At 29.2% G+C, this 15,762-nt stretch carries 11 protein-coding genes and 2 pseudogenes; all 13 read right to left on the bottom strand.

The window, feature by feature from the left end; translation table 11 throughout:
* Positions 1–177: 177 nt before the first annotated feature.
* Positions 178–584: pseudogene (locus HMPREF1252_RS02345) on the bottom strand (type III toxin-antitoxin system ToxN/AbiQ family toxin); the annotation flags it as partial.
* Between the two features lie 261 nt (positions 585–845).
* Positions 846–2,552 carry a DNA topoisomerase 3 gene (locus HMPREF1252_RS02350; protein ID WP_023059217.1) on the bottom strand — a complete coding sequence of 569 codons (1,707 nt, stop codon included), beginning with the start codon at positions 2,550–2,552 and terminating at the stop codon, positions 846–848.
* A 69-nt stretch (positions 2,553–2,621) separates the two neighbouring features.
* Entirely contained in the window at positions 2,622–3,461 is an 840-nt protein-coding gene (locus HMPREF1252_RS02355; protein WP_023059396.1) for a nucleotidyl transferase AbiEii/AbiGii toxin family protein, read from the bottom strand.
* On the bottom strand, positions 3,454–4,047 hold the full coding sequence (locus HMPREF1252_RS02360; protein ID WP_005956659.1) for a type IV toxin-antitoxin system AbiEi family antitoxin domain-containing protein: 594 nt from the start codon (positions 4,045–4,047) through the stop codon (positions 3,454–3,456). Before HMPREF1252_RS02360 ends, HMPREF1252_RS02355 begins: the two co-directional genes overlap by 8 nt.
* A 313-nt stretch (positions 4,048–4,360) precedes the next feature.
* Positions 4,361–5,239: a CD1107 family mobile element protein gene (locus HMPREF1252_RS02365; protein ID WP_019132978.1), complete on the bottom strand. Its 879-nt coding sequence runs from the start codon at positions 5,237–5,239 to the stop codon at positions 4,361–4,363.
* A 15-nt stretch (positions 5,240–5,254) separates the two neighbouring features.
* The gene (locus HMPREF1252_RS02370) at positions 5,255–7,609 is read right to left on the bottom strand and encodes a leucine-rich repeat protein (RefSeq protein WP_023059227.1); all 2,355 of its coding nucleotides are present in this window, start codon (positions 7,607–7,609) and stop codon (positions 5,255–5,257) included.
* Entirely contained in the window at positions 7,606–7,863 is a 258-nt protein-coding gene (locus HMPREF1252_RS02375; protein WP_023059274.1) for a hypothetical protein, read from the bottom strand. The genes HMPREF1252_RS02370 and HMPREF1252_RS02375 overlap by 4 nt, the downstream gene beginning before the upstream one ends.
* A 19-nt stretch (positions 7,864–7,882) precedes the next feature.
* Positions 7,883–10,846, bottom strand: coding sequence for a C40 family peptidase (locus HMPREF1252_RS02380; protein ID WP_023059351.1), 2,964 nt, complete (start codon positions 10,844–10,846; stop codon positions 7,883–7,885).
* Between the two features lie 9 nt (positions 10,847–10,855).
* Positions 10,856–11,821 (bottom strand): annotated as a pseudogene (locus tag HMPREF1252_RS02385) (site-specific DNA-methyltransferase).
* Positions 11,793–14,288, bottom strand: a complete 2,496-nt coding sequence (locus tag HMPREF1252_RS02390) for a VirB4-like conjugal transfer ATPase, CD1110 family (protein ID WP_023059401.1) — start codon at positions 14,286–14,288, stop codon at positions 11,793–11,795. The pseudogene HMPREF1252_RS02385 and the gene HMPREF1252_RS02390 overlap by 29 nt, the downstream one beginning before the upstream one ends.
* Positions 14,285–14,623 (bottom strand): PrgI family protein, encoded by a 339-nt coding sequence (locus HMPREF1252_RS02395; RefSeq protein WP_002838958.1) that lies wholly within the window; start codon positions 14,621–14,623, stop codon positions 14,285–14,287. Before HMPREF1252_RS02395 ends, HMPREF1252_RS02390 begins: the two co-directional genes overlap by 4 nt.
* On the bottom strand, positions 14,623–14,880 hold the full coding sequence (locus HMPREF1252_RS02400; RefSeq protein ID WP_023059134.1) for a hypothetical protein: 258 nt from the start codon (positions 14,878–14,880) through the stop codon (positions 14,623–14,625). Before HMPREF1252_RS02400 ends, HMPREF1252_RS02395 begins: the two co-directional genes overlap by 1 nt.
* Before the next feature lie 17 nt (positions 14,881–14,897).
* Positions 14,898–15,761, bottom strand: coding sequence for a VirB6/TrbL-like conjugal transfer protein, CD1112 family (locus HMPREF1252_RS02405; RefSeq protein ID WP_004838430.1), 864 nt, complete (start codon positions 15,759–15,761; stop codon positions 14,898–14,900).
* Position 15,762: the final 1 nt, after the last annotated feature.

Genomic DNA, 15,762 nt, shown 5'->3' on the forward strand with positions numbered 1-15,762 from the left:
TAGTGATAAAAATGAACTAAATTTTTATATATTTATTTATTAAACTTTATTTCTTTCTATTTTTTAAATTTCTGTAAGCAAAAGATAACTTTAAAATGTCATTTACGCTATCTTTTTATTGCAATAAAAAAACGATTGAAATTTTTTACTTTTCAAATCGCTCTAACTGCCTTTATTCTATTGCTTCCAATCCAACATTGCCTTTTCTAACTTTGAAAAATTGCAATTTGCTCTTCTTATAATTCCTGTTTTCTTTTGATTTTTGTATATTTTTTCTACCTTTATCAAGATCTTTGTTTTTATTTTTAAACAAAAAGCATATTCTTTTTGAAATAAGTCTTTATATCTGATATCTTCAAGTTCGTTAAAATCAATTCTTTCATAACAATCAGTCGGTACAGGAATCATTTTCTTAATATCCAATATAGATAATATGTGAATTTTTTCTTTATCAGAATAATATCTGTAAATATCTCCATCTATAGTAATACTATCATCGATCACTTCATAAATTAAAAAATGCTCATCAGAAACATTCTTTCATTTTTTGCGTTTTCCTTTGCAGAAGAAATTGGAATAAAAAAATAGAAAGGTTTTAACCTCTCTGTTTGCTTTAATATTTTACCTTTGGGATGTAGGTAGTGATACACCTTCTTTAATGCTCCACCTTTAACGGTAGCGGGACACCATCTTTATCTGATAAGAGTATAACGTATATTTATAGTAATGTCAAATAAGCAAATTTCCTAATGCCTACTCTTTTATCACTTATATTATACCCTATTTCTTTCATAAATCATTCCTTTCTTCATTCCTATAATTATATTCAAGTTTTTATAATCAATTTACTTATAATATTTACCTATAGTATTTTCTATTTCTTCTTCAATTTCTTTTAAAAAATTCTCTTTATATTCCTTACCCTTTGCTATATCACTTAATCTCATTTCCCATTTTGCTGTTGTCTTTGGAGATTTAAACTCATCTATAACTATAGTCACTAGGTTTAATCCCTTTCTAGTTGATATTAGATTTTTCTTTTCTCTTTTTATATAACCTTTGTATATCAAATTTTCTATTATTCCCGCTCTTGTAGCAGGAGTACCAAGTCCTTTTCTCTCAACTTCAACATCCTTAACTAATTCATCATTCCCAGCTATTTCCATTGCTTTTAAGAGTGTGTCTTCAGTGAAGTGTTTAGGTGGATTTGTATACTTCTCTTTTATATCTTTATTTTCAATATATAAAAAATCTCCTATTTTTACATCAGGAAGTTGTATATCTTCTTTCTTCTTTGATTTATATTCTTCTAAATATTTTGTAAATCCTTCTTCAGCAATTATTTTATAAGTGTTTATAAATTCAAACCCGTCAAATTCAGCCACTATCTTTGTTGTATTTTCTACAAGAGGATATCCAAAACTTGCATAGAGTTTATTTGTTATAAGTCTATATACTTTGGCTTCACTTTCCGGGAGATTTGAAATATCCTTATTTAATGAACTTATCGTTGGAATTATTGCATGATGATCTGTAACTTTTTTAGAATTAAAAACTACCTTAATTCTTTCTGTGTCAAAATCATTTTTCCCTATAATATTATTTACAGTGCTTTCTATCATGTCTACTGTCAAATATCTTGAATCTGTTCGTGGATAGGTAATATACTTCTTTTCATACAGGCTTTGGGCATAATCTAGGGTTTGTTTTGCACTGTATCCAAAATACTTATTACATTCTCTTTGAAGTGTTGTTAGATCAAAGGGCAGATTAGGCTTTGTAATCTTTTCTTTTTTAATTACATCGGTTATTTCAATTTTTTCTCCGATTAAATTTTTAAGCTGCTCTGCCACTATCTTGTCATCAATTCTATCTGTCGACAGTGTAAATCCATTCATAGAAATCTCCACTGTATAATATTTTTCTTTTTTAAAACTATTTATCTCATCATCTCTATTCACAATCATTGATAAAGTTGGTGTTTGTACTCTGCCTACACTATAATTTTCATTATATAGACAGGAGTAAAGTCTACTTATGTTCATTCCAACAAGCCAATCAGCTATGGCACGAGCCTTAGCTGAATCAAAAAGATTATCATAATTACTTCCATCTTTTAAGTTGCTAAATCCTTCTTTTATGGAAGAGTCTTCCATTGAGGAAATCCAAAGACGTTTCATTTTCTTCTTACAATTTGCCATCATATATACAAGTCTAAAGATAGCTTCTCCTTCTCTACCAGCATCACAAGCATTAATAATGGTGTCAACTTCATTACTATTCATTAGTCTTTTAAGAATATTAAACTGTTTTTTAGTTGTCTTCGTTACCTCATACTTGTATTCTTTTGGGATAATAGGTAAATCTTCAATTCTCCACTTCTTATATCTTTCATCATACACATCAGGATTTGCCATTTGTACTAAATGCCCAACACACCATGAAACAATGTATCCATTCCCCTCATAATATCCATTATTTCTATTTTTTGCTCCTATAACTTTTGCTATTGATGCTGCAACACTTGGTTTTTCTGCGATTACTAATTTCATTTTTCCTCCTTTAATTTTTTAATAAAAAAATGAGAGATTAAATTTTCAATCCCTCATCTTTTTATAGCTCTACTGATTTTTTATTTTTTCTATAATATTTATTCCATTATCTATTACATCTTCAAACTTTATGTCTCTAGCATAAAGATTTTTCTTCGAATAAGAATTCCATCTGTATAAAAAAGCTTGATCCGTTTTTAGCATTCTCATTAAATTTATGATTTTATCTATATCAAATTCCGTTTTTCTATAATCAAAAGTTCTAATACATGCTTCTTTTAATATCTTGGTATCAATTTCTTTATCTTTTAATTTATAAATTATATAAAGATCATAGTAATCCTTACTTCTGCTATTTAAAAACCCCCTAGAGTATATTGTTTGAATTTTTTCTGCCACAATTGTTTCAATAGGATAGGCTTTAATTAAAATATCTTCTTGCCCAAAAGCACTTATATATTTATAATCTATGGGATGTGGTGTGATAACATCACCTGTTGCAATATCAAGAGGTACAATTTGTCTTATATTCTCCATCCTACAAAGTATACTTACACGAAACCCTCCATACTGGTCATCTTCCTTGATTGTACTTATTCCATGTACTTTATAGGATATATCATCTGAATGACTTGCTTCTAGTAATTCTTGTATTATTTTTAATACATTTTCTTCTGATAAATGCATATTTCTTAAAAGAAGATCTATATCTACTGTACTTCTTGAATCTATGCCTACTACATTAGATAAAAGAAAACCTCCTTTAAAAATAAATTTTTCATGATACTTACTCTGTGCTAATTTTTTTAATATGCTTTCCAAAAAATAATATAACATTACTGAATTAAATGGGAGTCCTGATTCTTTGCTTATATTATGACAAATGGCGGTTAACTTTGCTTTATTCATATACCACCTCCATAACTTCCCTTACTTTATCTTCTATTCCCATTTTTCTTGCTATTTCATATAGAGAATGTATATCCTTATCCTTATATTTAAAATAGTAACGAATGAGTTTTACATAAACTTCAGTATCCATTTTTTCTTTGTTGGAAATAAAATCACAAAGTATTCTTTCGTAGGAGTAAACATTCACAATGTTTCCAAACATTGTCTTTTTCTGTATAATTCCTAGATTATAAATAGATTTTTTTACATAATTGATATTAAGTGTATTTTTCTTCTCATTAAATTTATATCCATTGTATACTGTAACATCTATTCTCCATGGAATTTTGTCCGTTACCCCAAGTAGAAACAAAGCTGTCTCATAGGAAAATATCGCCTTTTTATACTGATATTGGAAAAAATAGTACTCATCGTAATCACCATCTTCAATAATATATATTCCTTTTTGAACTCTAAACAATTTTCCTTCTTTTGCTAGTCTACTTAAATATACTGTAGGTATGTTATTTTCTCTGCAATAAGCAGATGTTATAATGCCACCTGATTTTTTTAGATGTATTTCAATTTGCTTTCTATAATTCATTATATTCATCCCCTTGTTGTGTTTACACTTATATTATATATTTTTATAAGTGTATTTGCAACAAGGCTTTGAATTTCTATCCCAATTTGTTTCAAAAATTATCAAGAAATTTCATATCATCAAATTCTTAATTATACAATCAATCATTTATACTTAGCTTTCCTTTTATATTAAGTTTGGGCTGCCGTTTTATTCGTCGTTTTTTATTAAAGTTCCAGAATTCTAATTGTACTTTTCTATCGTATGTTTATAAATTTACATGATAATTAAGTTTATTGTTGTCCTTAATCTACTGCTTAAATCATTGAGAAGATTAAAATTCATCTTCATCTGGAATAATTTCTGTATCTTCCTTATCTTCAAGATCATAATCCTCCCCTTCAGATTCATAATCATCTTCTAATTCATTATAATCTTGCTCATCTTCAAAACTTGCTTCTTCATTTTTTTTATAGATTTTGAAGTAATATCCTGCACCCATTACACCAACAATAATTAAACCCATAAATAAATAAAGTCCTATCCCTGATTTCTTTTCTTCTTTCTCCTCTTTCTTCGGTTTTTCCTCCACCGGTTCTTCTTTTTTCACTACTTCTTCTTTTGGCTTTACTTCACTTTCTCCTTCAATCATATTTAGTAGATCTTGTTCTCCAACTTCTGTTAGTAATTGTACATTTTCTTGATTTTCCGAATGATCTACAATGAGGTGCATAGTTTTTCCACTCTTTGTTTGAAAGGTTAAAAATTGTCTAACATCTATTGGATTTTCCTTTTTTTCATCTCTTGATGTTTGATCTTCTACTTTCGGTGTAATATCCTGTCCATTTTTATCTACATTTTCTATAACTGTTCCTCTTGCCTTATTTTCTTTTGTAGCTAATGGATTAATTGCTTTAGTATTGCCACCTTTAACAAGTTTAGATGGCTTTTCTTTTTTATCTACTTGCTCATTTTTTATGTTATTTTCTTGTATTTTCGGCACTTCCTGATAAGGAATTTTTTGACTCTCATTAGATGGTTCATATACATCTTCATCAAATAAGCTTTCTAATTCTTTACTTTTTTCTGGCAAATAAATATCATTTGACTGATTTTTTATTTCATTTTCATTGCTCTTAGCTATGGATATGCTTGGCATACTGAATAGTAAAAGGAGTAGCACTAAGGCTACCCCTAATCTTTTTTTCTTCATAATTCTCTCCTTTTCTTACTTTATATTCTTGAAGACATAAACTGCCTTTCTGCTATTATCCCATTCTATACTTTGATCTTTTTCATCTCTTATATCCCCACAGCTTGCATTAAAAGCTTTAGCTATATTGGAAATAGATGCGTGAATTCTTCCATTTATAATTACAGGTTTAGTGTCAGAATGATAAATGTTTCCTTGACTATCTTTCATAACACCAGTATCTATATTTAATCTTAGAGTTTTTTTAGGTAAGGCTGTATTTTCTTTATTTGAAAAGATAGCCTCTCTCTTACTATCATCATATTCTACATTAAACCCAAGAGTATAGGCTGCATATCTAACAGGTAGCATAATGCGATTATCCTTAATATATGCTTTTACATCCATATACACAGTAGTTTTCTTTCCATCTTTTATAATGTTATAAAAGTTTTTGTCTACTTGGAAAACTGCAAATTCTTTTTCATCTTTAACTTGTTTTTTGTCCTGTTTTTCTTCTTGCTTTTTCATCTTGTTAAGATCAAATTGATTTAGGATATTCTTATCATCAGCTTTCAAAATTTCGTCCCACTTTTTATCTTGAGATTTATTATCTTCTTTCTTATCTTTGTTTTCTTTTTGGAGTTTTAGAAGTTCATCTAATTTCTTAGATAAGTCTTGGTTTAGATTTTTGTCTTTTTCATCTTTAACTTGTTTTTCAAGTTCTTCTTTCGCTTTTTTATTTGCTTCCTCGATTAACTTCTTTGCTTCTTCAATTTTCTTATCTAATTCTTCTTTTAGCTTTTTAATTTCTTCTTCAGAAGCTTTTTGTTTTTCTTCTAGTTCTTTAATTTTTTCTTCTAATTCTTTTTTAGTATTTTCAGAAGATTCTTTTAAACTATCAATAGCCTTTTGAAGCTCTTCAATTTTCTTAAAGCATTCTGACTTAGAATTTTCTGTCTCTTTCTTTTTATTCTCTAATTCTTTTATCTTAGTATCTTTTTCTTCAAGAACTTTTTCTAAGTCCTTAATTCTATTATTTTTATCCTCAATTTCTTTAGTCTTCTTTGAAAGTTCCTCTTCTAAAGACTCGAGCTTTTCTTGCATTTCTTTGACTTTATTTTCGTTTTTATCGGTCTTTTCTTTCTCAGCTTCTAACTCCCATTTTGTAGATGAATAATCTTCTTTTAGTTTTGCATTTTCATCTTGTAATCTTTTTAATTCATCTTTAAGTTGAGTAATTTCTGCTATTAGTTCATCATTATTGGAGTTTCTAAGATTCTCAATTTCTTTATTCAATTGAACAATCTTATTATCTTTATCTCTAATCTTTTCTTCTAATTTAGCCTTTTCTTGTTTCAGATTCTCTCCATTATCTTTGCAAGATTCTAACTTTTCCTTTAATTCATCTATCTTTGTTTGGTCTTCTTGTTTCTTATCATTTAAGTCTTTGATCTGATTTTCCAAGTCCTTAATATTTTTAGTTAAATCATCAATCTTATTGTCCTTTTCATCAATATCTTGCCCTGTTAAATCTGTTTGAGTATCAATGGAATATTTATTTGGATTGTATATAGTCATCTTTCCTTGATACAAATCATTGTTATAATCAAATTCAAGTTCTACACTATCTACATTCTTATCAAAGACAAACTCTCCATTTTCATAACTTAATCCATTAGGAATAGATTTGAATCCTTGATTTCCGTTGAAACCAAAATGATTTTCGTAAAATGGATTTTGTTTTGGTCTATATTCAACTTCTTGATTATGAAATACTCCCTTACTGTTAATATTTGGATTGCCTAAAACTTTTATAGTGTGCAATTTATTTCTTGAAAAAGCATACTGTTCAATTGTCTTCACAGACTTCGGTATAGTTATTTCTTGGAGGTTATTTCTTTCAAAAGCATTATGTTCAATATTTACCAAAGTATCAGGTAAAGTCACTTCTCTAAGTCCACAATTGAAAAATGCTAAACCCCCAAGATAAGTTAGACTATTTGATAGTTTTACCTCGTCTATACTTGCATCGTAAAAGGCAGCATAGCCTAAATGCTTAACAGAATCAGGAATAATTACTTTATCCCAATGTTTGCCACGTCCAAATTCTCTTTTATATCTAAGTTCATCGTTTGAATGACTTAAAGAATAATTTCCATTTATAGACTTAGTTCCTTCAGGAAATACTAGAATATTTGTCTTTTCTTTCTTTTCTAAGCCTTTATCACTAAAGGCAATTATATTTCCCTCAGAGGAATACATAAAATCATCTTCCGTCCACTCTACCTTATAATCTGTACTTGCATATACAGGACTTACAGCCACTATATTCACTAGACTTACAAGTAGCATTATCACAGCTAAAATTCCACTGGTTATTTTTTTCATAAATTTTCCTCACTTTCATTTGTATCTTTTCTTTTAAGTTCTTTTCTTTCTCTATTTTCTTCTTCCTTATTTTTTCTAACAATAAATAAAAATTCATCAAGAGATATTTTTCGACTTCGAAATTCCATGATGACCTCTAAATTTTCTATTTCTTCTTGTTCCTCTACTAATAACTGAAGTTCTATTTCAATTTCTTCTTTTTTCTTTCTTAAATTCTTCTGTTTTTCTATGTTTCTGATTAATTTTTTATTCATAGATTTTTACTCCTTCCCCTTATTTTGGTCTACCAAAGGAATAAAAGTGATTTTTCCAATACCTTGAGTTTATACTGGTATATTGGATAGGATCTCCTGCATGGAGCATCATTCCATTTCCGGCATATATCCCTACGTGAGAAATTGGCGTACCCGAATTATATGTGCCTTTAAAGAAAATAATATCCCCAGGTTTTGCCTCGCTTGGAGATATTGGATTACAATAGTTTTTATAAATAAGCCAAGCTGTAGTTCTTGGCATTTTCTTTACACCAGACTTTGTAAATGACCAACATACAAAACCTGAACAGTCAAAGTTAGATGGTCCACTTGCTCCAAACACATATCTTTTGCCTATGTGTTTTTCTGCTTCATTAAATAAGGCTTTGGCAGTTTCAGAATCAAAAGCAAGACCGGGATTTCCAAAGTTTGGATTGTCTATAATCTCTCCCAAGTTCCCATAGCTTGATCCAAAATATCCACTCATATTTCCCTGACTCTCAAGTAAAGCTAAATAATGAGCCATATTTGTTTCATAGTTTGCAAATTCTTCTCTTGCTATTTCATCAATACTTTTCTTTTTTATAGTTAATGTTAGAATTCTATAGGTATATGGATTTCCTTCACTGTCATATTTTGTAATAGACTTTGAAGTATATTTTTTCTCATACATTTGATTAAATAGTTTTTTTAATTCCTTTTGTATCTCTTCAGCTGACTTAATCTCTCCATATCTTGCTGTTAAATAGCTAAAAAGCTCGTGTAGATCATGACCAACAGAATCTCCTTTTATATGATATTCATCATAATTTGGATAATTTTCTTTAATACTATCTATTTCATCTTGTAATGCATATTCATAACTTGTAAATTCATTATTAATATCCATTAAAACTTCTTCTTTTGATAGATAGCTTGTAGCTATAACATTACTTGTTAATCCTGAAGTAAGACTGCCAACATTGCTAATTCCTTGAAATAGCATAAAAAAAAGTCCTAAAATACAAAGGGCAATTAAAATTTGCTTATATCCTTTGTTTTTTAAAACTTCCAATGTTTTCTTTCCAATATTAGCGAAAGATTTCTTTATTCTATTTACTAAACCTTCCCCGTGTTTCTTCCTAAAATCTCTCTGAAACTTCTTTTTCATAAAAAATCGATTCAATTTATTAGAGTTTTGATAAGCTTTAGTCTTCTTCAATTCTTCAAAATTTCTTTGAAAGAGGAGTTTACTTTCTTTCTTATAAATTTTTCCTTCTAAAGATTTTATTTTTCTCTGAGTTTTTAAAGGTTTTTTTCTTCTAAGATGGCTAATTTCTCTGCCAATAGCTTCAGTAGTTCTACTAAGCTTATAAGCAGCGTTAACGCCTGCATTATCATCTTTCCCACTATATAGATAGTTTGCCGTCATAGCACTCGCAAAAGTAATAGGTTGTTCTAAACCCGCTTTTTTTGACTTTTTCTTATCCTTAATTAACTCTTTTTCCTTTTTATTCTTTTTCTCATATAGTTTTGATATTTTATCTTCCTTTTTATAAAACTTATCTTTTTCACTTTTGTTATCTTTTTTAGAATGGAATTTAGTTTTATTTTTTGTATCTACCTTATTTTTTTCAGATACATTTTTAGAATCCTGTACTTCTTTTTTTGTCCTGGTGTATTCTTTCTTTGGATCAAAGTTGCTTTTCTTTATAGTATTATCAAAAGCGTCTTTTATTTGTCTTTTCTTTACCTTGTTTTTATTAGAAATTCCACTATGATTTAAATCAAGTTCATCTACTTCAAGATTCTCATTTTTTATTACGTTTTTTTCCTGTTTGAAGATTTCTTTTTTCGTGCCTATTTTTTCTTGATTCTTTTTATTTATATTATATTTATCTTTATTTTTTTCAGATTCACTTTTAAATCCTTCAGATAGGCTATCCTGTCTAAATTTCCCACTAGAAACCCTACCCATTAGCATATTTTTTTCTTCTAAATTTCTAACTTTGCCTTTGAAATATTTGCTATTTTGTTTTTTATTAGTATTCAGGTCTTGAATTATTTTTTTATCTTCTTCATTTGCCTTATATGATAGACCTTTTCTTCTAAACTTCCCATTTAAAGATTTTAATTCTACTTTTTCCCCTTTATCCTTAAACTGCCTTTGAGATTGATAAAGTTTTTTTAAGGTATTTTTTTGAAAGCTTTCTTTCCCTTTCTTACCAAGAATAGAATAACCATCCCAATTTTTTCTTTGCACATCAGAAGATGGTAAATACTTATAGTCATCTCTTGTATCCCTATAGGATACATTGCTATCACTAAAGTTCATGTCATAGCGATCTATGACACCATCATTATCTGAGTCCTGTGATAATGGATCATATGTCGAACTTACCTCTCTATTAAAATTCTTATCTTCTTTTCTAAATCTCCTTATTTTTTTCTCTGGAATATCATTAAAACTTTCACTCTCAACGTTTTTCTTCCATTTTAAATTACTATTCCCCTTGCAATTTTTTTGGGGAGAAATGCTACTTTTTATATTAGAATTAGTTGAAATTGGTCCATCATTAAAATTTTCTTTAAAATTACTTAGCCTGTATTCTGTTTCTTGCCCGTGATATTCACCATATCTACTTTCCTCATTTTCTTCCATTTTTCTATGCTGCCGTTGCGAATATTCCGGCTGATATTCATTATGATAGGAGGCTTCTGCAAATTTTTCCTCATGGATTTTTCTTTGTCTTCTTTCTCTATTTGGCTTTTCTTTTTCTTTGAATAAATTCTGACTATTTTCTTGCAAATGATCTGAGTAATATTTAGAGTTTTCAACATTATTGTCTATGTTGTTCCTGCTTTTTACTTTATTTATTTCTTTTTTTGAAAAATCTGATGGACTCTCTATATTACTGAATTTTTCATTACTTTCTTCTTTCTTTTCTGATATAAGCTTGGTCTTTGGTACATCTCTTGGGTTTACTTTCCCTTTCTTTTTCATATACACCTCCTATTTAATATTTTTCTCAATCCTTTCTTTAGCTATTTGACAGTAATCTTTGTTTATGTCGATTCCAATATATTCTCTGTCCATCCTAATAGCTACCATTCCAACAGTTCCTGAACCCATAAAGGGATCAAGAATCAAGCCTTTTTTAGGACATCCTGCTTTTATACAAAGTTCTACCAGTTTTGGTGGAAATACCGCATAGTGTTTTCCTTTAAATGCACTGGTGTTAATAGTCCAAATATCTCTATTGTTTCTAAACTTAGGGACATTATCTCCTATATATTCTCCATACTCTCTTGCTTCATTTATGCTCTGTCTTTTAGCTCCTGTACCTTATTGTAAATACTTATTATTTTTTCCTCTTGCCCTCATATATCTTTTCTTGCTTATTTCTTTTATTGGTTCTTTCATAGCGTCAAAGTTATAGAAATACTTTCTTGCTTTTGATAGTAGGAAGATATGTTCATAAGACCTTGATGGTCTATCTCTACAAGACTCAGGCATGGCATTTTCCTTATGCCAAATAATATCACTTCGCAAATACCAACCGTCCTCTCTTAATTTTAAAGCTAGTTGCCAAGGTATCCCCATTAAGTCTTTTGCCTTGTAGCCACTGAGTTTTTCTGTAATAGACTCTTTTTGACCACTTCTTCCTTCTATGTTTTTAGGATCTTTATATTCTTTTTTGCTTCTTGTCCCTGCATAAGAATCTCCAATAACTACCCAAAGTGTTCCTTCTTTTTTTAATACTCTTTTTACTTCTCTAAAGACTTCAATTAATTTATTTAAATATTCCTCTGGACTTTCTTCTCTTCCAATTTGTCCTTCTGCTTTATAATCTCTAAGTCCATAATATGGAGGAGATGTAATACAGCAATCAAATGTTTTATCTGGAAATTCCTTTAGAGCAGAAATTGCATCTAAATTAATAATATAATTAGTTTTTAACTTCTCTATGTCTATCAATTTCTATCCCTTCCTTTAATTCTTCTGGTTTAGTTGTCATTAACTTATACAATTTTGTATCTTTAGGAAATCTATCTACAAAAGGTACTATTGTGTTTCCATAGAATAGTAATCCCTCTCCCTCATTGGAATTTGTGACGTAGGATAACTGATAAAGAGATATATTTAACTTGTTAGCTAAAATTTCCCTATCACCACTAGCTTGATTAAGCATTAAGATAAAATCTGTATTATCAAATATATTTTCTATTTCGGGACTGGCTAAAAGGTCCTTTACATTTTGTGTTAATCCTGTTGGAATCCCGCCCCATTTTCTAAATCTCTTCCAAATTTCTATGGAATATGAGGCTGTTTGTTCTTCTCTTAAAAGCAAATGGAATTCGTCACAATAATATCTGGTTTCCTTCTTATTTCTATTAATAGTTACTCTATTCCACACTTGATCTTGAACAATTAACATACCTATTTTTCTAAGTTGCTTTCCTAATTCCTTAATGTCATAACAAAGAATTCTATTTCCTGTATCTACATTAGTCCTATGGTTAAATACATTGAGGCTGCCTTTGACATAAATTTCCATTTCTACAGCTAATTTTTTCCCTACATTTTCTTCTTGTTTTAAAAGTAAATTATATAAATCTTCTAAAATTGGCATATTTTCAGAAATGGGATTGTCGAAGTAATCCTTATATAATATTGGAAGACATCTATCAATTACGGAAGTTTCTTCTGCACTTAACCCTTCCTTTCCTACTACAAGTTCAAACAGTGAAAGAATAAAATCAGACTTTAAAGATAAGGGATTGTCTTCATCGGCATAGTCTACATTTATATCCAACGGGTTTATATAATCCTTACTTGTTGGCGATATTTTTATAACTTCTCCGCCTAGTGCCTTAGTTAAATTTCCATACTCACCTTCCGGATCACAGATAATGATGTCATCTTGTGTAATTAAAAAAGCATTGGTAATTTCTCTTTTAGCCGAAAAAGATTTACCGCTACCAGGCGTTCCAAGTATTAAACCGTTTGGATTCTTTAAAAGCTTTCTATCCGTCATAATGATGTTACGACTTAAAGCATTTAATCCGTAGTATAAGCTCTCTCCTTCTAAGCACAACTCTTCTGTTGTAAAAGGAATAAAGACTGCTGTAGAGCTAGTTGTAAGTCCTCTTTTTATTTCGATTTCATTTTTTCCAAGTGGCAGGGAGGAAATTAGTCCTTGTTCCTGTCTATAGTTAAGATTTTTCAATACACAATTATGCCTACCTGCTATTGAATTTAGTTGAAAGATTATATTACTCAATTTCTTTCTACTTTTTTCCATATTTGTAAACAAAATAGTTATGACAAACATTCTCTCATTATGATTTTGAAGTTCTACCAATAGTTTCTTAGCATCATTACCATAGGTAATTAAATCGCTTGGAAGAATATCAATATCATATCCTGATCTTATAGCCTTCTTATTTTCTTCAATTTTCATTTTATCCAAGTCCGTTATTTTTCTCTTTATCATCTTTATAGCTTCTGTTTGATCAATGGAATTTATATGAAATGTTACAATCATATTTTCTTCAACCCCTAAAAATTCTGATAATAATCTATCTGATAATTCAGGTGCTAAAATTTGCAGAAAGTTTACTTCTCCAAAGTATTCTCCAATTTTAAATTGATTGTGAGATGAAAAGTTAAATGATGCTGGTACTATATAATCCTTAGTAGATAGTCCACTATATTTTAGGTCTTCAAAGGAAAAAACAAAATTCTTATTCGGATTTAAGATATCGTGAATAACCTTTAACCTTTCATATCCACTTAATACATAAGCTTTTACTCCCATCTGCTTAAAGTTATTTAATATATCCATTTCCATTCTTTCAAGTCTTGTAGTTGCCTCTTTTAAATCTTGTGCTTGTAAGCTAAAGGTGATATACATATATTTAGTAAGTCCATTATTTCCTTTTTGACTCTGATTTTTTAGCATTTCCCTGTACTCTTTTCGTATTTCATTATATGAATCGTTTCTATCCGGAACATTGATGTTTTTTTCTACTTCTTCATTTTTTCCTATGCGATTAATATATGAAAGTTCTATATCAACACTTGGATCAAAATAGTTTAAAAAACTTGAAAATTCATTAAATATACTTTCCTTATCTTCTTCTGTTGAAAGCTGGTAGTTAATATCTAAAAAACGTATCATTTTATTAAATTTGTTCTTCTCAACTTGGCAAATCCCATTTCTCAACATTCTTAAATAGGGGATTGTTTCCTGAACGCTCTTTTTCTTCTTCCCACCAAAAAAGGAAAGCTTCTTTTTGGGCTTTCCTTTTTCTTTAGAAATATTTGCTTTTTTCATCTTTTTTTGACTTATACTAATGCTTTTTAAATCTTCTTTTTGTTTTTTTAAATTTCTTTTTTCTTGATTTAATTTTTTCTGTTGTTTTTTCTGTATTTGATTCATTTACTCCTTTCCTTTCTTTGTTTCTTTATATCATAAATACATTCTGTCTTGTATATCCTTATACTTGTCTGTCTTTTCTTATCTATAATATACTTTAAATATTTTTCAAAATAGATCCCGTCCTTTTCATAAAGGGTTGCAAATATTATAGGAAAAGACACACCTATCATAATTAACATAGATAGGTCATTAGGAAGCACTTTTTTTACCATTAAATATACTGGAAAGCCTATTAGACCTGCAATTGTAAAGCCAATTAATTGCCTTTTTGTTAAATTTAGAGCTACCTTTGTTTTTACTTTTGTTAAGTCCTTTGGAACATTTACATAAGCCATTATTCTAAACCCTCTAAGTAAAATCCATATATATCTTCTCTGTTCAGATCTTCTAATGATTTTCCCATATTCACTGCTATTTCTAAGACTTTTTCATTCGTTTCTTCTCTATTATCTAAAACTTCCAATGTTTTTCTTATAATCATTCTATTTTGTATTTCTCTTGTAATATATCCCCCTATTAAAAGTATTGGGAGTCCTATTGTTCCAAGTGTTTTAAAATTAATTTTTTTGTCCTTTTTTCTTCTAATTTTCATCATCTTCTCCTTTTTTATTAATGAGCATTTAAAATTGATTTTGCAATACTTCCTGATTTCATCATAGTTATACCAAGTATTAAGGTGTATCCTAGTAATTCAAAAATACTTTTGTGTATGTCTGATATATTTAAAGTCTTAACAAGTACGGCATAAATTCCTACGCATATAAGTAGGAATAAACCTTGCAAGCCAAGTGCGAAGAGCCCTCTTATATAGTTTGTTCCAATACTTCCCCATTCTTTATTGCCCATTGTGGCAAAAGGTATGGCGCAAACTGAAGTATAAATATATATTTCTATCATCCTGCCGTATAGAATAACTGTAATTAGTATTGATATCCCTTGAATTATCATCTTTACAATTGATGTCTCTAGTACTATAGTCATTAATTTTCCTATTGACTCTCCTTTTAGGCTATCTACCATATTAGCTATATCACCTGGAGAAACTTTTGCACTAGCATTTGCCACACCTGCTGCCTTTCCTATTAAATTCTGTGCCACATCAAATACTGCCATAGAAAAGTCAAAAGCATGAGATACAAGCCATACTGCTATCCACATTTTTATCATATATTTAAAAAAATCAAAGGTATCTGTGTCATGCATATTATTTTTGTTCATTACCATTTGAATTAATTCAATACATAGTACAGCCGTTATGATAAGACCTGCTATGGGAAGTATAACATTTTCTGAAATAGACTTTATGAAGTGGAAAACCTCCGAGTTCCATCCACTCGGAGTCTTTCCTACCTCATTTGCTATCGTTGATACTTTATCATTTATATCAAGGAGCATTCCGCTTAAATTTTCCTTGATCATATCAATAAGTATCTCCGAAAAAAACTCTTTGATCTTATCTACTATATTAAACATT

Origin of the sequence: Peptoniphilus sp. BV3AC2 (genome assembly GCF_000478945.1) — a bacterium.
GTDB classification, from domain to species: domain Bacteria; phylum Bacillota; class Clostridia; order Tissierellales; family Peptoniphilaceae; genus Peptoniphilus_B; species Peptoniphilus_B duerdenii.